The 21228-nt window shown below is 66.8% G+C and carries 15 protein-coding genes and 6 tRNA genes; 12 read left to right on the top strand and 9 right to left on the bottom strand.

Annotated features, from left to right (window positions below):
• Window positions 1–51: 51 nt before the first annotated feature.
• Genes ACOOHF_RS03565 through ACOOHF_RS03555 form a run of 3 tightly spaced genes read left to right on the top strand, consistent with a single transcriptional unit; the run spans window position 52 to window position 3924 of the window.
• The gene (locus ACOOHF_RS03565; protein ID WP_420463397.1) at window positions 52–1644 is read left to right on the top strand and encodes an Hsp70 family protein; all 1593 of its coding nucleotides are present in this window, start codon (window positions 52–54) and stop codon (window positions 1642–1644) included.
• 38 nt (window positions 1645–1682) lie between these two features.
• Window positions 1683–2933 (top strand): HEAT repeat domain-containing protein, encoded by a 1251-nt coding sequence (locus tag ACOOHF_RS03560; protein ID WP_420463396.1) that lies wholly within the window; start codon window positions 1683–1685, stop codon window positions 2931–2933.
• 28 nt (window positions 2934–2961) lie between these two features.
• The gene (locus tag ACOOHF_RS03555) at window positions 2962–3924 is read left to right on the top strand and encodes an SDR family oxidoreductase (RefSeq protein WP_420463395.1); all 963 of its coding nucleotides are present in this window, start codon (window positions 2962–2964) and stop codon (window positions 3922–3924) included.
• A gap of 13 nt (window positions 3925–3937) precedes the next feature.
• Here ACOOHF_RS03555 and ACOOHF_RS03550 read toward each other — a convergent pair whose 3' ends face one another.
• The 7 genes from ACOOHF_RS03550 to ACOOHF_RS03520 form a co-directional block, all read right to left on the bottom strand.
• A complete protein-coding gene (locus tag ACOOHF_RS03550; RefSeq protein ID WP_419936136.1) occupies window positions 3938–4237 on the bottom strand; it encodes a hypothetical protein in 300 nt (99 codons plus the stop codon).
• A gap of 151 nt (window positions 4238–4388) precedes the next feature.
• A complete protein-coding gene (locus ACOOHF_RS03545) occupies window positions 4389–5663 on the bottom strand; it encodes a hypothetical protein (protein ID WP_420463394.1) in 1275 nt (424 codons plus the stop codon).
• Window positions 5660–6271, bottom strand: a complete 612-nt coding sequence (locus ACOOHF_RS03540; protein WP_420463393.1) for a c-type cytochrome — start codon at window positions 6269–6271, stop codon at window positions 5660–5662. The genes ACOOHF_RS03545 and ACOOHF_RS03540 overlap by 4 nt, the downstream gene beginning before the upstream one ends.
• Complete coding sequence (locus ACOOHF_RS03535) at window positions 6268–6783, bottom strand: DUF3341 domain-containing protein (RefSeq protein WP_419936139.1); 516 nt, start codon at window positions 6781–6783, stop codon at window positions 6268–6270. The genes ACOOHF_RS03540 and ACOOHF_RS03535 overlap by 4 nt, the downstream gene beginning before the upstream one ends.
• Window positions 6764–8131, bottom strand: coding sequence for an NrfD/PsrC family molybdoenzyme membrane anchor subunit (nrfD, locus tag ACOOHF_RS03530; RefSeq protein ID WP_420463392.1), 1368 nt, complete (start codon window positions 8129–8131; stop codon window positions 6764–6766). Before nrfD ends, ACOOHF_RS03535 begins: the two co-directional genes overlap by 20 nt.
• Window positions 8131–11214 carry a molybdopterin dinucleotide binding domain-containing protein gene (locus ACOOHF_RS03525; protein ID WP_420463391.1) on the bottom strand — a complete coding sequence of 1028 codons (3084 nt, stop codon included), beginning with the start codon at window positions 11212–11214 and terminating at the stop codon, window positions 8131–8133. The genes nrfD and ACOOHF_RS03525 overlap by 1 nt, the downstream gene beginning before the upstream one ends.
• Window positions 11202–12011 carry a cytochrome c3 family protein gene (locus ACOOHF_RS03520; protein ID WP_420463390.1) on the bottom strand — a complete coding sequence of 270 codons (810 nt, stop codon included), beginning with the start codon at window positions 12009–12011 and terminating at the stop codon, window positions 11202–11204. The genes ACOOHF_RS03525 and ACOOHF_RS03520 overlap by 13 nt, the downstream gene beginning before the upstream one ends.
• A gap of 219 nt (window positions 12012–12230) precedes the next feature.
• On the opposite strand from ACOOHF_RS03520, the gene ACOOHF_RS03515 reads away from it, so the two are divergent.
• The 7 genes from ACOOHF_RS03515 to ACOOHF_RS03485 all read left to right on the top strand — a co-directional run bounded on the left by ACOOHF_RS03515 (window position 12231) and on the right by ACOOHF_RS03485 (window position 14291).
• Window positions 12231–12304: transfer RNA gene (locus tag ACOOHF_RS03515), tRNA-Val, on the top strand.
• A gap of 18 nt (window positions 12305–12322) precedes the next feature.
• Window positions 12323–12397: transfer RNA gene (locus ACOOHF_RS03510), tRNA-Asp, on the top strand.
• A gap of 23 nt (window positions 12398–12420) precedes the next feature.
• Window positions 12421–12494, top strand: a tRNA-Ala gene (locus ACOOHF_RS03505).
• Between the two features lie 42 nt (window positions 12495–12536).
• Window positions 12537–12608: transfer RNA gene (locus ACOOHF_RS03500), tRNA-Thr, on the top strand.
• Window positions 12609–12660: 52 nt separating this feature from the next.
• A tRNA-Gly gene (locus ACOOHF_RS03495) sits at window positions 12661–12733 on the top strand.
• Window positions 12734–12803: 70 nt separating this feature from the next.
• A tRNA-Pro gene (locus tag ACOOHF_RS03490) sits at window positions 12804–12877 on the top strand.
• 460 nt (window positions 12878–13337) lie between these two features.
• Complete coding sequence (locus ACOOHF_RS03485) at window positions 13338–14291, top strand: DNA cytosine methyltransferase (protein ID WP_420464327.1); 954 nt, start codon at window positions 13338–13340, stop codon at window positions 14289–14291.
• Window positions 14292–14341: 50 nt separating this feature from the next.
• Here the strand turns inward: ACOOHF_RS03485 and ACOOHF_RS03480 are convergent, their stop codons facing one another.
• Together ACOOHF_RS03480 and ACOOHF_RS03475 are read right to left on the bottom strand one after the other, a co-directional pair.
• Window positions 14342–15634 carry a hypothetical protein gene (locus ACOOHF_RS03480; protein ID WP_420463389.1) on the bottom strand — a complete coding sequence of 431 codons (1293 nt, stop codon included), beginning with the start codon at window positions 15632–15634 and terminating at the stop codon, window positions 14342–14344.
• 4 nt (window positions 15635–15638) lie between these two features.
• The gene (locus ACOOHF_RS03475; RefSeq protein WP_420463388.1) at window positions 15639–17711 is read right to left on the bottom strand and encodes an ATP-binding protein; all 2073 of its coding nucleotides are present in this window, start codon (window positions 17709–17711) and stop codon (window positions 15639–15641) included.
• Between the two features lie 276 nt (window positions 17712–17987).
• Here ACOOHF_RS03475 and ACOOHF_RS03470 point away from each other — a divergent pair, with 276 nt between their 5' ends.
• Window positions 17988–18455 carry a very short patch repair endonuclease gene (locus ACOOHF_RS03470; protein WP_420463387.1) on the top strand — a complete coding sequence of 156 codons (468 nt, stop codon included), beginning with the start codon at window positions 17988–17990 and terminating at the stop codon, window positions 18453–18455.
• 88 nt (window positions 18456–18543) lie between these two features.
• Window positions 18544–21207: a class I SAM-dependent DNA methyltransferase gene (locus ACOOHF_RS03465; protein ID WP_420463386.1), complete on the top strand. Its 2664-nt coding sequence runs from the start codon at window positions 18544–18546 to the stop codon at window positions 21205–21207.
• Window positions 21208–21228 lie beyond the last annotated feature (21 nt).

The raw sequence follows: 21228 nt of genomic DNA, 5'->3' as shown, positions 1-21228 counted from the left end.
CGTCGTCGATGTCGGCGCGCCGCCGGGCCGTCTTACCGGGGACGCAATGGCATGACGACCCACTGGGCCATCGATCTCGGCACGTCCAACACGACCATCTGTGAAGATCGGTCCGGCCGGCCGCACATCGTGAACCTGCCGGACCTCGCGAAGCTCGAGCCCCTCACCCAGACCCCGGTCCTGCCGTCATGCGTATGCGTCATGGACCGGGACGGTGAGGAAGTCCTGATCGGCCAGCAGGCCGTTACCTACAACTGGGACGGACAGGCCACGGGCTTCGCGCGCGGGTTCAAGCGCTACCTCGGCATGGAGAGCGGCCGGGCCATGGCGCGCGTGGGCGGGAGGACCTTCACCGCTCAGGACGCCGCTACGTTCTTCCTCCGGGAGGTCATCGGCAAGCTCGAGGCGCAATTCGGCGAAGACATCACCGACATCACCATCGCCACGCCGAGCGGTTTCTACGAAACGTACCGGGCCGAGCTGCAGGGGATCCTCCGCGGTGTGAAGCACCGTGGCTGGTGGGAGCACCTGTGGGGGCGCCTCCGGCGGAAGCCGACCCGGATCGTGTTCCGCACGCTCGATGAGCCCGTGGCGGCCGCGCTCGGCTACGGCGTGGATGTCGGACGCCCCACCACCCTCGTAGCGTTCGATTTTGGCGGTGGATCGATGGAAGCCGCCGTCGTGAGGACCCACGGTGCGCGGACGGTGGAGACCGGCCGGGCGGAGGTGTTGGCGAAACAGGCCGTGGAACTCGGCGGAGACGATGTGGACCGCTGGATTCTGGAGCGCTTCGTCCCGACGGCCATGCATGATTGGCCCGAATGGGAGGTCGCGCTCCGATGGGAGGCCGAGCGTGTGAAGCTGCTCGCGAGCGCGGGGAGGGAGGGGGACTTCACCTTCCGCAACGAGACGTATGGAAAGCTGGACTACAACGTCCTGAGCGAGCTTCTCGCCGAGAAGGGCCTGTACTCGCGGATGCGGGAACTCCTCGACGCATTGCTCACCGAGCTGCGAACCCGTCATGGCGTGCCCGCCGCCGGCATCGACGACGTGATCCTCGAGGGTGGGTCCACCCTCCTTCCGGAAGTGCGCAACGTCGTGGGCGACGTGCTCGGCCGGGAGAAGGTGCGGGAGTGGCTCCCCTTCGCGAGCGTAGCGCGGGGCGCGTGCATCTTCGCGGGTGGCGCGCACGTAGAGGACTTCATCTACCACGACTACGGGCTTCGCGTTCTGCCCGACGACGAGGCCGAGGCCGAGTACGAGCTGCTCATCCCCGGGGGAACGAGCTTCCCGACGGTCGACAACTTCGTGACGCGCTACTACGCCCCGGGTTTCGATGGCCAGCAACACATCAACCTCTTCATCTGCGAGATCGGGCGCGTCGCCGGGCGTCCGATCGACTGGACCGAGCGAGCCAATGGGTCCCGCTATTTCGTGCCCGGGACCGCGGGCGAACGGGCCTTCTGCCTGTGCCTCAACGAGGCGGACGCCGGGTTGCCGCTCAACCCGGCCGGGAAGGGAGCGTCACCCCGGCTGCGCGTAACCTACTCGGTGGACGAAAACCGCTGGCTGTGTGTTACCGTACACGACCTGCACCGGAAGACCGACCTGAGGGTCGAGCACCCGGTGGTACGATTACGATGAACGCAGGGGATGCGATGAGGCGCCGGGGAATCCGCCGCATGAGCTCGTTCAAGGCCCTCTTCGGGCCGAGCCGGGAGAAGATCTGGCGGCAGCTCTCCTCGGAGGTGGGCGGGCAGTTCCACGAAGGAGGCCTGTTGACCCAGTCTGCCGTCCAGGCCCGCGCCGACGACTGGATCATCACCCTCGACACGTTCACGCAGCACGCCGGCAACTCGCACCAGACCTACACGAGGCTTCGCGCTCCCTATTTCAATCCGGAAAGCTTCAGGTTCGAAATCTACCGGGCGGGCATGTTCAGCGGGCTGGGGAAGGCGCTGGGCATGGAGGATATCGAGGTCGGCCACGCTCGCTTCGATCGGGACTTCGTCATCAAGAGCAATGCGCCGCGGCGCGTGCGGCGGCTCTTCGACAACAGGAAGATCCGTCATCTCATCGATGCCCAGCCGAAGATTCACCTGTCCGTCAAGGGGCACGACGGGTTGTTCGGCAAGTTCCCCGCCGGGGTGGACGAACTCCACTTCCGATCGACCGGCACCATCAAGGATCTCGCGCAGCTCCGGACCCTGTTCGACCTCTTCGCCGAGGTTCTGCAGCAGGTCTGTCACGAGGGAAAGGCGTATGAGGACGATGTCCGGATCCACATCCGGCGCCTGCGTGCGCCCGGAGGCCGGATCAAGGACAAGTACGTCCTCTGGGAAGGCGACGGACCTCGCCGCGACGCCGCCGCCGCGCTCGGACGGCTGGGGGACCCCGCAGCCGTGCCGGCCCTCGCGTCCGTTCTCGAGGACGAGGACACGTCGCTAAGGGCCGGGGTCATCGAAGCCCTCGCCCGGATTCAGGACCGGACGGCGGTCGCCCCCCTCGTCCGTCTTCTCGGCGATACGCGAACGGCCGACGGCGCGCGCGTGCGCGACAGGGTTGCGGATGCGTTGAGGCAGCTGGGCGAAGACGAGCTCGTTGGCACCGTGCTTGCGGCGTTCGGCGGCGAATTCGGACGTCTCAAGGCCTACGACGGCGAATACAGGCCGCAGATCATCGAGGCGCTTGGCGACGCGCTCGGGGGATTCTCCGGCACGCACGCGGCGAACGCGCTCGCGGAGATCAACGCCGTTGAAGCGCTGCCCCGGCTCCGCGAAGTCCTCAGGAGCACGGGGGCGGGAAACCCCACGGGCCAGGCGATCTCGAGTGCGATCAAGGCGCTCGAGGCGCGCGCCGCGCTGCCCCGCGCCGCCGCTGCGGCCGACGTCGACATTGACACGCTGCCGCGGTCCGCACAGGAATCCTTATGACCTATCCAACAAAAGGAGCCCGCCCAGCATGAACACCACGCCCAGGAACCCCGTCCCGGCGGTCGCAATGGCCCTCGCCGCCTTCACGGCAGCCTGGGCCGGCTTCGCCACCGAGCTACCGGCTCAGGCGACCCCTGTCCCCGAACCCGGACAGCAGGTCGTCCTCGTCACCGGGGCGACCTCCGGGCTCGGCCGGGAGCTTGCCCTGCGGCTGGGCGCGCGCGGCGGTCACGTCATCGTCCACGGGCGCAGCGAAGAGCGCGGGGCGGAGGTGGTGGATGCCATCAATGCCGAGGGGCCCGGGAGCGCCCGCTTCTACCGCGCCGATTTCGCGTCGATGGAGGAGGTCCGGCAGTTCGCCGAGACGCTGCTGGCCGACTACGACCGGCTGGATATCCTCATCAACAATGCGGGTTTCGGCTCGGCCCCGGACGAGCGGTGGCTCACCGAGGACGGGCACGAGTACCGCTTCCAGGTGAACTACCTCTCCACCTTTCTGCTCACGCACATGCTCATGCCGCGCCTCCTCGCCAGCGCGCCGTCCCGCATCGTGAACGTGTCGTCCGGTGCGCAGACGCCGATCGACTTCGACGACGTGATGATCGAGAAGAACTTCAGCGGGCGCCGTGCCTACGCCCAGAGCAAGCTCGCGCAGGTCATGTTCACCCTCGACCTCGCCGAGGAGCTGGACGGAACCGGCATTGTGGTCGGCTCTCTCCATCCGGCTACCTACATGCCGACCGAGATGGTGCGAAGGGCGGGCGCGACACCGCGCTCGACCATCGCCGAAGGCGCTGACGCGGTGATGCAGGTGGTCGACTCCGACGACTTCGAGAGCGGGCAGTACTTCAGCGGCCTTAGCCCCGCCAACGGCAACGCCCAGGCTTACGACCCGGAGGCGCGTGCCGAACTCAAGCGGCTGAGCCAGGAGTTGACCGGCATGCGGTGTCGGATGGGCCGCTGCCGGTTCGTTGGCGGGCCATCGGAGTAGCGAGTCGGCGGGGTCAGCGGATCCGGGTCTGGATCGTTCGCTTCATGTCGGACAGTTCGGAGACGACCTTCTGATGAAGAGCGCCGAGCGCGCGGCTGCTGCCCTCGTTCTCGGAACCGGAGAGTTCGTCCAGCCGGGTCTTCGCCCCGTCGTACTTCCGCTCCAGCCGGTCGATCATGGCCATGATCTGGACCTTCCGGCCGGCCCGGGCCTCGCGGAGCTTCGACCTCAACTCCTCGGCCCCTTCGCGGTACTTCTCGACGGTTGCGTTCGTACGCTGCAGCAACTGCTCGTAGTTTTCGGAAAGCTCCATCCAACTCGCCCCGGTCAGAAACTCGGCGGCGCGAAATCACACCGCAAAACGGCATGAATTCGCGCCGTCACGTCATACGAAGACCTTTACAATAGAGGCTGGAGGTCCGTCGGGGCACCCCTCCGGTCACGGGAACGGGATCCGACCGCGGCTACGGTCCGCGCCCGGGACTCCCCACGGCGATCGTCTCGCGCAACGGTACCTTCGGGAACGTCGTCGAATAGGCGCCGTACGCGAGTGCGAACAGCCCCAGGAAGCCGACCGAGATCATCGCTTCCGGCGGGCCGAGCGGCAGGCCTTCTCCGTGCCAGATCGACGGCGCCACCATGTTCCAGCGCTCCACCCAGAAGCCGATCAGGATCAGCGACCCGACGAACGCGAGCCAGCGGGAACTCATCTTCGGGCTTCGACCCAGCAGGAAGGGGAAGGGGAGTGCGAAGATGAGCACCATCTGGAGCCAGAACATGAAGCCGAAGCCGCCCGTCGAGCGCGGCATGAAGAAGTTCGTCTCGCGCGGGATGTTGCCGTACCAGATCACGAGGTACTGGGAGAACCAGAGGTAGGTCCAGAAGGCGACGAAGGCGAAGGTCAGCTTCCCGAGATCGTGGAAATCCCACTTCCCCCACAGCTGGAGCCCGTCGAAGCGCCCGTTGTAGTGGTGTGCCATGATCGCGACCAGCGCGAGCATGCCGAGCCAGCCGCCGATGAAGTAGTACGGCCCCCAAATCATGCTCACGAACCCCGGCGTGAGCGACATGCCGAAGTCGAACGAGAGGAGCGAGAAGATGATCGCCCAACTCAGGATCAGCGCAGCCGACAGACGTCCGATCCGGTTTCGGCAGCGCGTGACCTCCTCCTCGTCCCCTCGCCAGCGGCGGGCCAGGAGAGAGACGAGCGTCCTGCGCCAGCCGCGGTGCTCGCCGGCGACCAGCGGGGCATCGGCCCGGATCGAATAGAAGAGCCACAGGAAGCCGAAGGCGTAGAGCAGCGCGATCAGGACCCCGTTCCGCAGGAAGACGCCGTCGAGCGTGAGCCAGTCGCGGTTCAGATGTTCCGTCTCCACGGGCCCGAGCCAGGGGAAGATGTGCTCGGCGCCGAGGCGCAGAGTGAAGAAGAGCGCGAACGAAACGGGAAGAAACGCCCCCGCCGCCTCGGCCAGCCTCCGGAAGCTCTTCCCCCAGTGCCCTTTCGCGACCTGGAGCACGGCGCCGAACACGATCCCCGCCATCGAGATCGCGGTCCAGAAGAGGAAGTTCGACCACACGCTCATCCAGGCGCGCTGGGCATCGCCCCCCACCGTCGTCACGAACCCCACCGCGCCGATGGCGACCGCGGCCCCCCACACGATGAGCCATGGCATCGGAATCCGGCCGCTGATCGTCTTCAGCGCCTCGCTCGTGGCGACGCTCGGGCGACCGCCGCTCACGGGCCGCCTCCCGTGCTTCCGGTGCCGCCGGTCTCTCCCGGCGTCTCCTCCGCCGCTTCGGCCGCTGCCGCCGCCGCTTCCTCGGCCACCGCCTCCGCCTGCAGGCGCCGCACGTGCGCGACGAGGTACCACCGGTCCATGGCCGGGATGCGCGGGTAGGCGGGCATCAACCCGCGCCCGTTCGTGATCAGCCCCCAGATGTACCCGTCCGTGTAACCACGCGTGAGTTCGCCGCGAATGTTGAGGAGAGGGATGGCGGGAATCCGGTTCTGTCCCACCACCGGGCCGTCTCCCACCCCCGTCACGCCGTGGCAGGGGGTGCAGAACTGGCCGAACAGCTCCTCGCCCCGGGCCAGATCGGCCTCCGTCCCCGCGATCGGGCTCGACATCATCGTGTCGGCCGCCAGCAGGTCGTAGGTGCGCTGGCCGTCGATCGGCATCGTACCGGGCACGGGCAGCCGCGCCTGCTCCTCGAACGCCTCGACGGAGCGCTGCCAGGACATCGTGCTGAACAACGGCGTGCGCTTCTCGATGTGCTTGATCTGGTCGTCGCAGGCGCCGGCCGCGAAGGCGGCCAGCAGCACGACCACGGCCCCGCGGCCGGTCATCCCTGCACCTCCACTTCGACCGCGGAGGTGTCCCGCACGAGAGCCTCGGCGGCGGTGCGGCCCTGGCCCTCGGACGGGACGAAGATGCCCCACCGATCCACCGAGAAGGACGTGCGATACGCCGGGTCGAGCTTGATCACCGGCCGCCTCGTGTGCACGAGCAGCGCCACCAGCCCGAAGATCCCGGTCAGCAGTACCGTGAGTTCGAACATGAAAATGACGAACGGAGGCAGCGACACGAGCGGCTTGCCCTGCGTGACGAGCGGATAGGCCAGCGACGTGCCCGCCGTGAGAAGCAGCCCGAGCGTACACCCGGTGATCGCGCCCGTCAGCGCCCACACGCGCACCGGCGAGGAGTGGATGTCCATCGCCTCCTCGATCTCGGGCGAGGGGATCGGCGAGAACACCTCGATGTCGCGGTGCCCCGCGTTCCGCAGCCGCTCGATCGCGTCGATCGTGCCGGGAAGCGTGTCGTACTGCCCGAGGACGCCGCTACTCATGGCCGTCCCCATGGCCATTTCCGTGCCCGTTCCCGTGCTGGTGCGCGAGATGTTCCTTCACCTCGGCGATGGAGATCACCGGCAGGCTGCGCGAGAAGAGGAGGAACCAGAAGAAGAACCAGCAGAAGCTGCCGACGAGGATCGACAGCTCCACCCAGCTCGGTACGTAGAGTCCCCAACCCCCCGGTTCGTACTCGTGGGCGAGCGAGGTCACGATGATGACGAAGCGCTCGTACCACATCCCGATGTTCACGAAGATCGTGAGCGCGAAGAGTGCCGGCAGCGTCGTTCGCACCTTCTTGAACCACAGCGCCTGCGGCACGACCACGTTGCAGAACACCATGACCCAGAAGGGAAGCGCGTAGTCTCCGAACGCCCGCCAGCGGAAGCTCTCGAGCTCGATCGGATCGGCCGAGTAGTAAGCGAGGAAGAACTCGGTGCCGTACGCAAAGCCGACGATGAGCGACGTAAGGAGCACCAGCTTCGCCATGTTCTCGAAGTGCTTCTCGGTGATGTACGCCTCGAGCCCGAACGCCCACCGCAGCGGGATCATGAGCGTGATGACGAGCGCGACCCCGCTGAAGATCGCTCCCGCCACGAAGTACGGCGCGAAGATCGTCGAGTGCCAGCCCGGCACGATCGAAAGCGCGAAGTCCCACGAGACCACGGAGTGCACCGACAGCACCAGCGGCGTCGCGATCCCGGCCATGTAGAGGTAGATGCGGCGGTAGTGGCGCCACTCGCCCACCGTCCCCTGCCAGCCGAGCGAGAGCGCCCCGTAGATCTTGTACGCCCACCCCTTCGCCCGGTCCCTCAGGACCGCGAAATCGGGGATGAGGCCCGTGTACCAAAACAGGGCCGAGATTATGAGGTACGTCGACACCGCGAACACGTCCATCACGAGCGGCGACCGGAAGTCCGGCCAGATCTGCCGCTGCGACGGGTACGGCATGAGGTAGTAGAAGTACCAGACGCGGCCCAGATGGATGAGGGGGAAGAGCCCCGCCGTCATCACCGCGAAGATCGTCATCGCCTCCGCGGTCCGGTTGATCGTCGTGCGCCAGCCGGAGCGGAAGAGGTAGAGGATGGCCGAAATCAGCGTCCCGGAGTGGGCGATCCCGACCCAGAACACGAAGGTCGTGATGTACACGCCCCAGAAGACGGGGTGCGTGATCCCGGCGACCCCGATGCCCGCGCCGATCTGGTAGAACCAGGCGCCGAACATGAGTGCCAGCCCCGCGCCGGCGATGCCGAGCACGAGGAAGAAGCGTTTGTCGGGTCGCGAGATGGGCCGCGTGATGTCGCGGTTCGCGTCGGCCAGCGTCGGGTGGGCGGGCGCCTTCGCCTCCAGCGTGGCCATCAGTGCGCCGCTTCGCCTTCCGCGGCCGGCTCGGCGTGCTCACCGCCGGCCATGTGCCGGTGCGTCACGTCCTCGAGGTAGGTGATCGCGGGTCGCACGCCGAGTTCACCGAGCGCATGGTAGCCCCGGGCGCTCTTCGCCTTGCGCGAGACCTCGCTCTCCGGGTCCTTGAGGTTGCCGAAGGTGATCGCGTTGCTTGGACAACTGGCTTGACAGGCGGTGACCACCTCGCCGTCCCTCAGCGTCCGCCCCTCCTCCTTGGCGTCGATCTTCCCCTTGTTGATCCGGTGCACGCACATCGTGCACTTCTCCATGACCCCGACCTCGCGGACGGTGATGTCCGGGTTGAGCTGGAGGTTCAGGGGCCAGGGGAAGGCCTGGTCGTCACCACGGCCGGGCGCATCGTAGTCGAACCAGTTGAAACGCCGGACCTTGTAGGGACAGTTGTTGGCGCAGTACCGCGTGCCGACGCAGCGGTTGTAGACCTGGACGTTGAGCCCCTCCGGGCTGTGGTACGTCGCGTACACGGGGCACACCGGTTCGCACGGCGCGTCGCCGCAGTGCTGGCAGAGCATGGGCTGCTGGACCGTCTGGAACCCGCCGTCCTCCGTCTCCTCCTCGAAACGGTGGATCCGCATCCACGACATCTCCCGCCTGAGGGCCGCCTGATCCTCGCCCACGGTCGGGATGTTGTTCTCGGAGTAGCAGGCGGTGACGCAGGCGCCGCAGCCGGTGCAGGCGTTGAGGTCGATGGCCATGCCCCAGCGGTACGGGCTGTTCGGATCGGAATCCCACGCGGCCTCGACCAGTTCGACGAGATCGATCTCGTGCGCCTCGATCTCGTGGAAGGCGTCCTCGACGTTCATCGCGTGGACGATCTCGCGGTCCTGGTCGTCGTGGGACCCCTGGGTGATGACGAGCCGGCCCCGCTCGCCCGTCGCGGTAACCGTGACGGCCGTGCCCGCGTAGGCGAGGGCGCCCGAGCCGGGGTCCGCGGTCGGCGCCAGCAGGTCGAGCGGGTTCACCCCGCGGCCCCGGGCGTGGCGGCCGTATTCCGTGTGCCCCTGCCCGAGCGGAATCGCCACCGTATCGGGGCGGATGCCGCGGTACACGTAGGCCGGCGCCTCGATCGCGCCCCGGTCGGACTCGACGCGGACGAGGTCGCCTCGCTCCACGCCGAGCGACTCGGCCATGTCGGGGTGCATCTCCACCCACGAGTTCCACACGGCCTTGGTGATGGCGTCGGGCTGCTCCTGCATCCAGGAGCGGTTCGCGCCCCGCCCGTCGTAGAACTGGGCCGTCGGGTAAACGACGAGTTGCGTGCCCGAGGGCGTCTGCGGGGAGGCGAAGCCGCCCATGGCGCCAGCCCCGGCGGCCGCGTCGCCGTTCCCCGGCACCGCCGCCGTCTCCGAGCCGTTGGCGCCGGTCCATGCCGCCGCCGTGGCGCCGCCGAGCCGGAGCGCGTCCAGCCATGCGGCGTCGCTTCCGAGGCGTGCGGTCCACGCGTTCCTGAGCACGGTCGCGTAATCGGCCGCGCCGAACGCGGCCACCTGGCCCACGGCGCTCGCGACCTGGAGGAGCAGATCCTCACGCTGCCGGGTGTCGAACACCGGGTGCATGAGGGGCTGCCCGAGCGCCATCGCGCCGCCCGCGAGTTCGGCGTCGCACCACGACTCGAGCGCGTGATGGGAAGGGAGAGTCCAGCCGCAGGCCGCGGCCGTCTCGTCGAGGTGCGGCGTGATCGCGACCGTGTTCGCCACGTTGGCCATCGCCTCCGCGAACCCGGCCGAAGCGGGGAGCGCGTAGGCGGGGTTGCACCCGGCCACGATGAGCGTGCGAACCTGGCCGGCCCGCATGCGCCCGATCAGCGCCTGCATGTCCGCGAACCCAGCCGTCGTGCCGGCCGGCGCGCCGGCGCCGGGGAAGACCGAACGGCCCACGGCGCCCAGCATCTCGTTCAGCGCCGCGACCGCCGCGTGCGCCTGCCGGGCGTCCGCGCCCTGCGACTCGAGCCCGGGCGGGATCGCGACCGGGCTTTCCGCGGCCGCGAGTTCCTCTCCGAGCGCGCGGATCGCGTCGGCCGAAACCCCCGCCGCGTCCGCGACCGACTCCGGCGACACGCTCGGCAACCCGGCCGGGAGCGCCACGCCCCGAGCTGCGGCGACCACGCCGGCCACCGCCAGCGCCACCGCGCCCTCCGTGCCCGCCCGCGCCTCGATCCACTCGTCCGCGTTGGCGCCCGTGAGCGACAGGCGCGGGCCGACGAAGGTGAACTTCGCGTGCCGGTGCGCCTCGACGTCCCGCGCCGCCGCGAATCCCGCCGAGAGCTCCGTGGGGGCGAGCCACGTACCGAGGAAATCGGCCCCGAAGCAGGCGATCCGGTCGGCCGCGGAGAGGTCGAAGCGAGGCATGCCCGTCCCGCCGCTAACCTCCGCCGTGCCGGCCGCCAGCGCCCCGTTCCCGAACGGCTCCCAGGCGATGTGTTCGACGCCCATGACCCGCGCCCACTCCGCGATAAAGCGGGCCGTCGTGCCCGTCACCCGGCCCGTCAGCAGCACCGCGCCACCGACCCGAACCGCGTCCGTGAGGGCGGCCGTCGCATCCTCCCAGTTCGCGTACTGGAAGGGGGGCGCCCCCGCCTCGGTCGACGGATTGCGCCGCACGGGCTGGCTCACCCGATCCGGGTCGTAGAGATCCTGCAGCGTGGAGTGCGTGAGCGACGAGAGCCCGCTCGTCCCGCCCCCGAAGCGGTCGTTGGGGCTGAGCCCGAGGACGCGGCCATCGCGCACCTGCGCGTGGACCGGCACGGGCTCCGGCCCCGCGTCGGGAAGCACCGTCGCGTACGTGTCGGAAACGCCCGGCGTGATCCCCTCTTCCTCGACGAGGTGGGGGATGAGTTTGTCCGCGAAGCGCGGCGGACCGCACGCCGCCATGGTCGCGGCCCCGGCCCCCGAGGTCCCGAGCACCTGCAGGAAGCGGCGGCGCGACGTGCCGTTCACCCCCGACGGTTCCGACTCGGGCCGGGCGCCGCCCGGGCAGGCCCCGCCGCAACCGCAACCGCCGTCGCCGTTCAGTAGTGACATGCCGCGCAATCCGTGGGGGCCCGGGTCTTCCCGTAGTCCGTGTCGATGTCCCGCGGGTAGAATCCCTCGGGCTGCCGAGGCGCCGGCGCCCGCGGCGGCGGGTTGTCCCGGGCAAGAGTGTGGTCCGTGGCGACGTCACTCTCCGAGGGCGGCTGCCGGTGGCACTCGAGACACCAGCCCATCGTGAGCGGCGCCCACTGGTAGATGCGGTCCATCTCCTCGACCAGACCATGGCAGTCCTGACACTCGAGGTTGCGCAGGTGAGCCTTGTGGCTGAACTGCACGAACTCCGGCAGCTTGTACACCCACTCCCACTCGACCGGCTCGCCGCGCGTCTCGTGCGCGCGCAGTTCCTCGATCGGAGGGAGGCCCGTCCCCGCGATGCGGTGGCAGCCCATGCAGACCGCGAGCGACGGCACGACCCCGGAGCCCGACCGTTCCGTCCCCACATGGCAGTACATGCAGTCGATCCGCAGGTCCGTCACGTGGAAGCGATGGTTGAACGGGATCGGCTGCTCGGGCCCGCGGGTGGCATTCTCGTGGTCGTAGATCGCGCGCCACTGCGCGGGCATCGTCGCGAGGTCCTGGTCTCCCGTGTACTGGGCGGCCTCCGCGGCGGTCTCACCCTGGCCGGCCGCCTGCGCGTCCGTGCTCTCCCGCGCATGCAGGAACGCGGACGGATCGAGGCTCGCGGAAACGATCTCGATGTCGCCGGTGGAAGGCCGGTACAGCGCCGTGGCGGCGGCGCCCATGGCCACGGCAACGAGGACCGCGGCCGCGCGAGAGCTTATCTTCATCCGCCTCTCTGAGGGGGAATCGACGACGTGAATCAACCCGGCGGCCTCCAGCGTCGGAGGCACGGATCGCGGACAAGGTATACCGCGCTCCGGTGGATGCAACCGTCGCTCCGGACCGCCGATCCAACCCCCGTTCGGGTTGACCGATTCGGCCCCTTCGTTTAGCATGTGTCGGCCGAGCGGGCTCCCCCCCGGGGTCCCGCTCGTCTTGTCTTCGGCGGGGCCTTAGCTCAGATGGCTAGAGCGCTACGTTGACATCGTAGAGGTCACTGGTTCGAGTCCAGTAGGCCCCATCGGGAACGCCGCTACAGGGGGCTGTAGCTCAGCCTGGTTAGAGTGCCGGTCTGTCACACCGGAGGTCGCGGGTTCGAATCCCGTCAGCCCCGTTCCCCCAAACCGTGTCGAACGAGGGGCCGTAGCTCAGTCTGGGAGAGCGCTTGAATCGCACTCAAGAGGTCGCGGGTTCGAGTCCCGCCGGCTCCACTGCCGTCGTACCCGACTCCAAGCGGTAGCGGGCGACGGCTCGCCACCGTAGCTCAGGGGTAGAGCACCGCATTCGTAATGCGGCGGTCGTCGGTTCAAATCCGACCGGTGGCTCTGGCAGCACCCCTCCGGCCCGGCAGGCCGCAGGCTGGAGGGAGCAGCACACGCGGGTGTAGCTCAGTCGGTAGAGCGCAACCTTGCCAAGGTTGAGGTCGCCGGTTCGAATCCGGTCACCCGCTCTCGAAAGCCGACTCGCCGACCCCCTCGGCGAGCCCGGCCCCGCGCCATGCGCGCGATCCGCATTACCCTCGGGGCGTGGCTCAGTCCGGTAGAGCGCTGCGTTCGGGACGCAGAGGTCCCCGGTTCAAATCCGGGCGCCCCGACTAGGTCCGCTTGGGCATTTTGGCTGGGCGGACTGTTAAGTTTGCTTGGTCTTCCCAGCCGCCCCCCGGATTAGGCGGGCCGCCGCAGGCGGTCGTAGCCAAATCCGGGCGCCTCGGCCCGGTCAACGTGCCCTTCCTCTTGTCGCCCCCCGCTGACCGCGCCAGCGGTCGCGGACCCACTCGCCCAGCCAAGATTGCGCCGGTCGCTGTTCCTTCGGCCCTGCTCAGGCAATATCCTCTTCACCGGCAAGGTGTCCCGGTTGGCATCGCGCGCACGTGTCGACCTGCCTTTAACTGAATCCAGGATGACTCTTACGGAACTGATCTGCGGGTTGTCCACACGAGTCACACCTGTCATCGGGGTTGGTTTCCCCGCCCGAGGAGGGCGTCCGATACGCGTGCAGGCGAGCCAACTCACCGTCATCACGAACTTCAGCTGGGGGTGGCCTTCTTGACGGGCATGGTTCGCACTCTCGACATGTTCTGCGGCGCGGGCGGCAGCAGCGTCGGCGCGGCCGCCGCCGGTGCCGAGATCGTAGCGGGGATCGACGCATGTCCGATCGCCACTGAGACCTACACGGCCAATTTTCCGCGCGCCGAGGTCATCCAGAGCCGACTTGAAGACATCGATCTCGCCGACCTAAAGCACCGCCTAGGCCGCATCGATCTCTTGCTGGCATCACCGGAGTGCCGGAACCATACCTGCGCTCGCGGCGCCGCTCCGCGTGACGAGGCTAGTCGGGAAACGGCGCTCCTCACCATCGAGTACGCTCGGGCATTTGAACCCAGGTGGTTGGTGTTAGAGAACGTGATCCATATGCGTCCGTGGTCGCGGTATGACGAGTTGAAGAATGGCCTCCGCCAAGTCGGCTACAAGCTTGAAGAACGTGTGCTGAACTCAGCGGACTTCGGGGTCCCGCAGTCGCGGCGACGGCTATTCCTAACGGGAGACCGTGAGCAAGACCTCGGATTCGAACTCTCGGGCCAGGGTGAACCGCCCGTCCCCGCCCGTCACGTCCTTGATGAGACCGGAACTTGGAGGATGTCGCCGCTGTTCAGTCCGCGGAGAGCGAAGGCAACGCTCGCCAAGGCGAAGCGTGCGTTCGAGGGCCTGGGCGGCCGGGCCAGCTTCCTACTGGTCTACTACGGCAACGATGGAAGCGGTGGCTGGCAACAGCTCGACCGGCCGCTGCGCACGATTACCACGGTGGATCGGTTTGCTTTGGTCGAGCATGACGGAGACATGTGGAGAATGCGGATGTTGCAGGTTCCCGAGCTCCGTCGGGCGATGGGACACAGTGACGATTTCAAGCTTCCCGTCGGGACCCGTCGAGACCGGATCAAGCTGCTCGGAAACGGAGTCTGCCCGCCCGTAATGGAAGCCGTGGTCCGGTCGTTGGCGTCCAGAGAATGATCTTGTGGTTCGCTAAGGACACCTGCTCGACGACTTCACGATCCCGGCCATCACGTCTTACCGAACGAGATGATGCCGGGCCGGGCACCGTGGCTGTGGAGATGGTAAATGAGGTCGTTTAGAATCTGCTCGCGGAGACGGTAGAGCGGTGTGACATCCTGCATCGCGTCGGGCGCGACCGACAACGAAGAACCTGCGTGGACCCTCAGCCGACGGGTCTCACCTCCCAATTCGAAGACTGGTCCACGCCACGTCGATTCAGACGGCTTGTTGCTCGATCGATTCTCTTCGGGGAAATCAAGACCGAGATAGAAGGGCACGGTACCAGGATTGCCCTGCGCGTGGTCGCAAGCCGCTTGGCACTGAACCAAGATCCAACGGAATCGAGAGTTTGTCGGATCGAAGTCTTTGCAGCGGAACAATCTGGCCGCCGCGTCCGCCTCGGAGATCCCGAATCGATCCTGAAAGCCGGAGCGATGTGACTCGGGCAGCAGGACTACAGCCCCTCGCTCGGTGGAAGAGATGTTTCCGGGATCCGCAATGTGAACCAAACGGTTGAGTCTGGCCGCCTTGTCGACCGAAGACCTCACATCGGTCTCAGGAATCGTGAACGCCTCGCTCCATAGCTGCTCGTCAAGCCCATCCACGCCCATCTCGGCAACTCGGTCGGCTAGGATCGGTAGCAGCGCCTCGTTGATCGCGCGGAAACGATCACGTTCTACATGTTCTTTCCCGACCGCCTCTACCGCGAGCCATCCAAGAATCCTGCCCAACCGGTCGGCACGCCCGTTCGCGTCCCCCGTCGACACCAGCGCGAGGACCGAAGACACTGTGCGCCCCGCGGCGCCGAGCACCTGTCCCTCCCACTCGAACAGTGCTCCGACCTGTGGCAGCCCGCGCACGATGTCGTAGATCGCCTCCATCAGCCTCTCATCGGAGGTGTTGCCGTCTTGGTCGATGTGTTCGGACTTGGGCAGCGGACAGACGTCGAACGGCTTCGTCACGCCATCGCTTAGCCGCTCGTCGAGGAATTCGCGAAGCGCTGGAGCCTGCCGGGGATACTGAGTCCAGAGCACGATGTAGTACGGGCCCTCCGGTTTGATGGTGTTCTCGAGAAGCGAGCCGAGCGCCGCAAAATCGGCCGTGGGGTCAAACCGTGCTCCTGGTACGAGTTCGAGATCCGCAAAGATGATGCGTACATCAGGACAGGCCTTGATTCCCGTCGAATCCCCGGTGAAACGAATCTGGAGACACGCGACCCCGTTCCGGTTGAGACAATTGGCGAGAGCGGCCAGATGATCGCGCTGATCGTCGATCGCGATGATTCGCGGAGACCCGAGCATGCCTCTACTCTTTGAAGATCATCGCGACGATGGCGCCATCGTATTCCTTGGGAACTTCCACCTCGCCCCTTTCGGGGAACGCCAGTTGGCCACCGTTGAGTTCCATGGCCAAGTTCGCATAGTAAAGGCCAAGCCCCATGCCGCTGGGTTTCCGGGTGAAGAACGGTCGTGTGATATGCTCTGGAGAATCGCGGAATCCCGTACCGCTGTCCGCCACCAGGATGGCGGGGCCGTGGTCGAAGTCGTGAGACGTGCCCACGAACAAGCAGCGTCTGGAAGTGGCGTGATCGTCCGGGCGTTCCGGCCATCTCACTCGCATCCAGTACAGCGCGTTATCTATCAAGTTGTTCAGGGCTCCCAACACCAAACCGAAGGTGAAGCTGGAATCGAAGTCACCGACGCCGTCGAGTACGGGACACTGGAAGCGGAGGCGATGGTGGCGTAGGCGCAAGAGGTTGAACTGCCGCGCCGCACTTACGAGTCTGCTCGCACGATGCCGCCGCTTGCTGTCTCGCCGCAGAAGCGTCGAGAAGCCGCCCAGAACCCGCATGAGTTCCTCGGCTTGGCGGACTGCGCCCTCCACGTCCTTTCCTTCGGCGATGACCCGATGCAGGACACGAACGCCCCTATCGACTTCGTGAAAGACGACCGCGAGGTTGAGGCCCGACATGCCCGCGGCCAGAAGCGTCTCCTGCATGTCGACATAGTCGCGCTCGATCTTCGTAACGTAAGGCTCAAACGTCTCGCGAGCTCCCCGATCGTCAAGCGCCCTTCTCAGTTCCGCGATGGGCTTGTCGATTCGAGAGGCGACGTCCGTCGGCTTCTGAGTGAGCTGCCGGATCCGCCCCTTGTCGATCTGCCTCTCTTCCTCGATTGCCCCGAGGGCGCCCAATACGATGTCGCGCAGTCGCGAGCAGGCGTCGTTCTCGACGAAGCCTTCCCGGTTGGTTTTCTCGACTAGGTCGACGGAGGATTCGATGGACAGATGCACCGCCCCCAGAATGATGTTCCTGCTGACCCGGCGCGTGGGGATGTTGACACGACGGAGGTCAAGACCGAGCCAGTCATCGCCCTGCTCTCCGTAGTTGTACACGCGGATCCCATCCCGATAGACCCGGACCCCGCCATTCTCGTCAAGATAGCTGGTCAGAAGGCGAGTATCTCCCAGTCGGCGAAGCACCTCGCGGTCACGGTCGAAGACATGGAACTCACCGGTTACGGGTCCGATTCCGCGGGTTGTGTCGGCGTTGGCAACCACGCTCTCGCTTGCTCGGCCCCTCTTGGTCGCTGGCGGCAGCTTCAGCTTATCGCCGCTCTTGCTGACCTCACGCCCGTCGAGGTTGAGACCGGGAACGCGACGGAACTGATAATCAAAATCGAAGCGGCCCGTCTCATCAAGCCGAAACGAGAATTTCCAGGTCGCACGGTTCAGAATTTCCTTGAAGTCGGGCAGATCCTTGATCCAATCTTCCCTACCTGGAACTTCCAGCTTGGCCCGGAACCCGCCCGGCTCCTCGAAAGGAGAGCAGATCGATGTGATTTGGTTGGACAGGCGCCGAATCTCTCCTCGCTGCCACTCAGGTCCCCGTAGCTCAGAAATCCTGATCCGGGTCCCCGTCCTCCCACCCGTGAACAGCTTGGCAGGGCGCTCGCGCACAGTAACCGGGGCCTCATCGAGGAAAGGCTTCTCGATCAACTCGTTCCAGTCGATATCGATCACGCATTCATCGGACTCTGCGGCCCGGGTCGTGACGTCGATCCGGTTCCCAAGCTTGTGGACGGCGAACCGCCCGAGCCCCTTCTCACCAAGCGGTAGCCGATGATGCTTGGCGGAGCGCGTCCCTTCCTCTCGCTGCCTGCGCCGATGATCGTCGCCTGGTACGAGCCAGACCGAGCGAAGCAGATCGAGGGACATGCCATCCCCGTCGTCCGTCACGGTAATCGTCGGAGGACCGCCGGAAGCCAAGTCGATCCGAACAGAGACCTCCGTGGCGTCCGCATCATATGCATTCTTCACCAGCTCGAACACCGCCAAGCGCGGGGTGCCGATCAGTTCATCTCCGAGCAATTGGAGCACCCTCGCCCTCGGGCGAAACGGTGCCTCGTGAACCCGCTCGGAAGGGGAGCTGGCCATGGAGTATCTCTCACAGGAGTCGATCGCTGGTGGACAGCGCCAATGTAGCCCCTTCGGTTCATCTCGGCCTCAACTACGGTGCAGCGGGGACCGGGAGCCGCGCTCCTAGGGTCCCGTCGAGGCGCCCAGGAGCGTCGAAGCCGTTATGCTTAAGACGGGAGGCCGTGGGCTCTGGAGCTCAACTTCATCCGACGATTTCTGAAGATGCTGCGCTGACGATTGCCGAGTGAATCCCGCTCAAAGCCCGCGGACGAACCCGGACCCTCACCGGAACGCAGCGCCAACATGGCGAGCATTCGCGCCAAGAACACCAGGCCCGAAATCACCGTCAGGCGGCTTCTGCACTCGCTCGGCTACCGTTATCGGCTCCATCGCCGAGACCTGCCTGGAACCCCCGACATTTGCTTCCCCGGTCGGAAGAAGGTGATCTTCGTCCACGGCTGTTTCTGGCATCGGCATGAGGGGTGTCGCCGGACGACCACGCCGAAGACTCGCACCTCGTTCTGGGAGAACAAATTCACCGCCAACATGGTTCGGGATCGCCGGAACATGAGCGGTCTTGCTGAAATCGGCTGGGAGGCAATCGTAGTCTGGGAATGCGAGACCGCGGACTTGGAAGCGCTGGCCTCGCGCCTTGTCCGGTTCCTCGATGGTCAGCGAAAGCGCGACGCCAGAAGACCCGGATGACTAACGACACCGCTGAACGCGGCCTTGAGCGTCTCATCTGCGAGCGTCGCACGGACGATTTCAGTGATCCATCGAGACCCGGAGAACGATGACGCCAAACGAGTTCATCGCGAAGTGGCAGGCCTCGGAGCTGAAGGAGCGCTCCGCGGCGCAGGAGCACTTCATCGATCTGTGCCGGCTGCTCGGGGAACCAACGCCGGCCGAGGCCGACCCCAAGGGCGACCACTACTGCTTCGAGCGCGGAGCGCACAAGGACTCCGGCGGGGCGGGGTGGGCGGACGTGTGGAAGCGGCACTGCTTCGCCTGGGAGTACAAGGGGAAGCACGCCGATCTCGACGCCGCGTTCGACCAGCTCAGGCAGTACGCGCTCGCGCTGGAGAACCCGCCGCTCCTCATCGTCTCGGACATGCGACGGTTCCGGATCCGGACGAACTGGACGAACTCCGTGAGCAAGATGCTGGAGTTCGGGCTGGACGATCTCGCCGACGCTGATGTCCGGGACAAGCTCAAGTGGGCGATGTCCGACCCGGAGCGGCTGCGGCCGGGCGAGACCCGGCAGACGCTGACGGAACGCGCCGCGAAGACCTTCGCCGAGCTCGCGCAGTCGCTCCGAGACGAGGGCCACGCGCCGCAGGAGGTGGCGCACTTCGTGAACCGCCTCGTGTTCTGCATGTTCGCCGAGGACGTGGGACTGCTCCCCGACGCGATGTTCACCCGCATGCTCGAACACGCGCGCGGCCAGCCCGAGGAGTTCGCGACGCTGGCACGCGACCTGTTCGGGGCGATGTCCGTAGGGGGCCGGGTCGGCTTCGAGACCGTCGAGTGGTTCAACGGCGGGCTGTTCGAGGATGATGCGACCCTCCCCATGGACAAGGCCCAGATCGAGACGACGCTGGAGGCGTCCGAACTCGACTGGTCCAACATCGACCCCTCGATCCTGGGCACGCTGTTCGAGCGCGGCCTCGACCCGGACAAGCGCTCGCAGCTCGGGGCCCACTACACGGACCGTGACAAGATCATGCGGCTCATCGATCCGGTGATCGTCCGCCCGTGGCTGGCCGAGTGGGAGACCGCGAAGTCCGGGATCGCCAGCAGCCTCGAGCGCGCGAATGCAGCGAAATCAAGGGCTTCGGCGACGCGGCACCGCAAACAGGCGGAGAACTCGCTCGGCGCGTTCCTCGAGCGGCTACGGAAGTTCACCGTGCTCGATCCCGCCTGCGGCTCCGGCAACTTCCTCTACCTCGCGCTCCACGACTTGGAGCACCGGGTGCAGCTGGAAGCCGAGGCGCTGGGACTCCAGCGCGCCTTCCCCTCGATCGGTCCCGCCAACGTGAAGGGGATCGAACTGAACGCCTACGCGGCGGAACTCGCCCGCGTCTCCGTGTGGGTCGGCGAGATCCAGTGGATGCGGCGCAATGGCTTTCCGGGCTCTCGCGAGCCCGTTCTCGACCCGCTGGAGACGATCGAGTGCCGCGACGCGATCCTGACCTCCGAGGGCGGCGAGCCGGAGTGGCCCGAGGCGGACGTCATCATCGGGAACCCGCCGTTTCTTGGCGGCAAGCTGCTCATCACGAACCTCGGCGAGGAATACGTCTCGACCCTGTTCCAGGTGTACGAGGGCCGGGTGCCCCGCGAGGCCGACCTGGTCTGCTACTGGTTCGTGAAGGCCGGAGAACACCTGAGCGGAGGGGCCTCGAAGCGGGTCGGCCTGGTCGCGACCAACTCCATACGCGGCGGAGCGAACCGCCGAGCGCTGGAGGGAGCGACGGGCGGCAGGCCGATCTTCGACGCCTGGAGCGACGAGCCGTGGGTGGTCGATGGCGCGGCCGTGCGCGTCTCGCTGGTGTGCTTCTCGCAGGCGGACGATGAACTGACGCCGGAGCGCCGGCTCGACGGCGAGACGGTGGACGAGATCTACACGGATTTGACAGCGCGACGCGGCGGGGCCGGCGTCGATCTGACGAAGGCGCGGCGCCTCGCCCGGAACGCTGGCGTGGCCTTCATGGGCGACACCAAGGGCGGCCCGTTCGACGTGCCGGGCGACCTCGCCCGGGAGTGGCTTCGGGAACCCGCTAATCCCCACGGTCGGCCCAACTCGGACGTACTCGCGCCGTGGATGAACGGCATGGCCATCACCCGACGCCCCGCCGACAAGTGGATCGTCGATTTCGGCTGGACCATGGTGAAGGAGGAAGCCGCCCTGTACGAAGCCCCCTTCCAGCACGCGCAGGAACACGTCTTCCCGATGCGGCAGCGAAACCGTGACGAAATCCACCGCCTCCACTGGTGGAGACATCTTCGGCCGCGACAGAACCTCCGTGAAGCTGTCGACGGGCTGTCTCGGTACATCGTTACCCCGCGAGTCGCCAAGCACCGTCTGTTCGATTGGCTCGATGTCCGCATCCTGCCGGACAGTGCCCTGATCGCCATCGCCCGCGACGACGACACCACGTTCGGGATCCTGCACAGCCGCTTCCACGAGGCCTGGGCACTCCGCAAGGGGACCAGCCTGGAGGACCGTCCCCGCTACACTCCCACCACGACCTTCGAGACCTTCCCCTTCCCGGAAGGACTCTCACCCGACGTGCCCGCCACCGACTACCTCACGGATCCACGCGCGCAGGCGATCGCCTCGGCGGCACGGCGGCTCGTCGAACTCCGCGACCGCTGGCTCAACCCGCCCGAGTGGGTGGAGTGGGTCGAGGAACCCGTCGTCGGCTATCCCCCCCCGCCCGGTCGCCCGGGACGATAAGGCTGCAAGCGCGCTCAAGAA

The sequence above is a fragment of the Candidatus Palauibacter sp. genome (genome assembly GCF_965216145.1).
GTDB lineage: Bacteria > Gemmatimonadota > Gemmatimonadetes > Palauibacterales > Palauibacteraceae > Palauibacter.
This window is presented reverse-complemented; position numbering and strand designations above follow the sequence as displayed.

Bases quoted from the DNA above. Each gene is read 5' to 3' on its own strand.
- ACOOHF_RS03565 (WP_420463397.1), top strand. From the start codon at position 52: ATGACGACCCACTGGGCCATCGATCTCGGCACGTCCAACACGACCATC.
- ACOOHF_RS03560 (WP_420463396.1), top strand. From the start codon at position 1,683: ATGAGCTCGTTCAAGGCCCTCTTCGGGCCGAGCCGGGAGAAGATCTGG.
- ACOOHF_RS03555 (WP_420463395.1), top strand. From the start codon at position 2,962: ATGAACACCACGCCCAGGAACCCCGTCCCGGCGGTCGCAATGGCCCTC.
- ACOOHF_RS03550 (WP_419936136.1), bottom strand. From the start codon at position 4,237: ATGGAGCTTTCCGAAAACTACGAGCAGTTGCTGCAGCGTACGAACGCA.
- ACOOHF_RS03540 (WP_420463393.1), bottom strand. From the start codon at position 6,271: ATGACCGGCCGCGGGGCCGTGGTCGTGCTGCTGGCCGCCTTCGCGGCC.
- ACOOHF_RS03535 (WP_419936139.1), bottom strand. From the start codon at position 6,783: ATGGGGACGGCCATGAGTAGCGGCGTCCTCGGGCAGTACGACACGCTT.
- nrfD (WP_420463392.1), bottom strand. From the start codon at position 8,131: ATGGCCACGCTGGAGGCGAAGGCGCCCGCCCACCCGACGCTGGCCGAC.
- ACOOHF_RS03525 (WP_420463391.1), bottom strand. From the start codon at position 11,214: ATGTCACTACTGAACGGCGACGGCGGTTGCGGTTGCGGCGGGGCCTGC.
- ACOOHF_RS03520 (WP_420463390.1), bottom strand. From the start codon at position 12,011: ATGAAGATAAGCTCTCGCGCGGCCGCGGTCCTCGTTGCCGTGGCCATG.
- ACOOHF_RS03485 (WP_420464327.1), top strand. From the start codon at position 13,338: ATGGTTCGCACTCTCGACATGTTCTGCGGCGCGGGCGGCAGCAGCGTC.
- ACOOHF_RS03480 (WP_420463389.1), bottom strand. From the start codon at position 15,634: ATGCTCGGGTCTCCGCGAATCATCGCGATCGACGATCAGCGCGATCAT.
- ACOOHF_RS03465 (WP_420463386.1), top strand. From the start codon at position 18,544: ATGACGCCAAACGAGTTCATCGCGAAGTGGCAGGCCTCGGAGCTGAAG.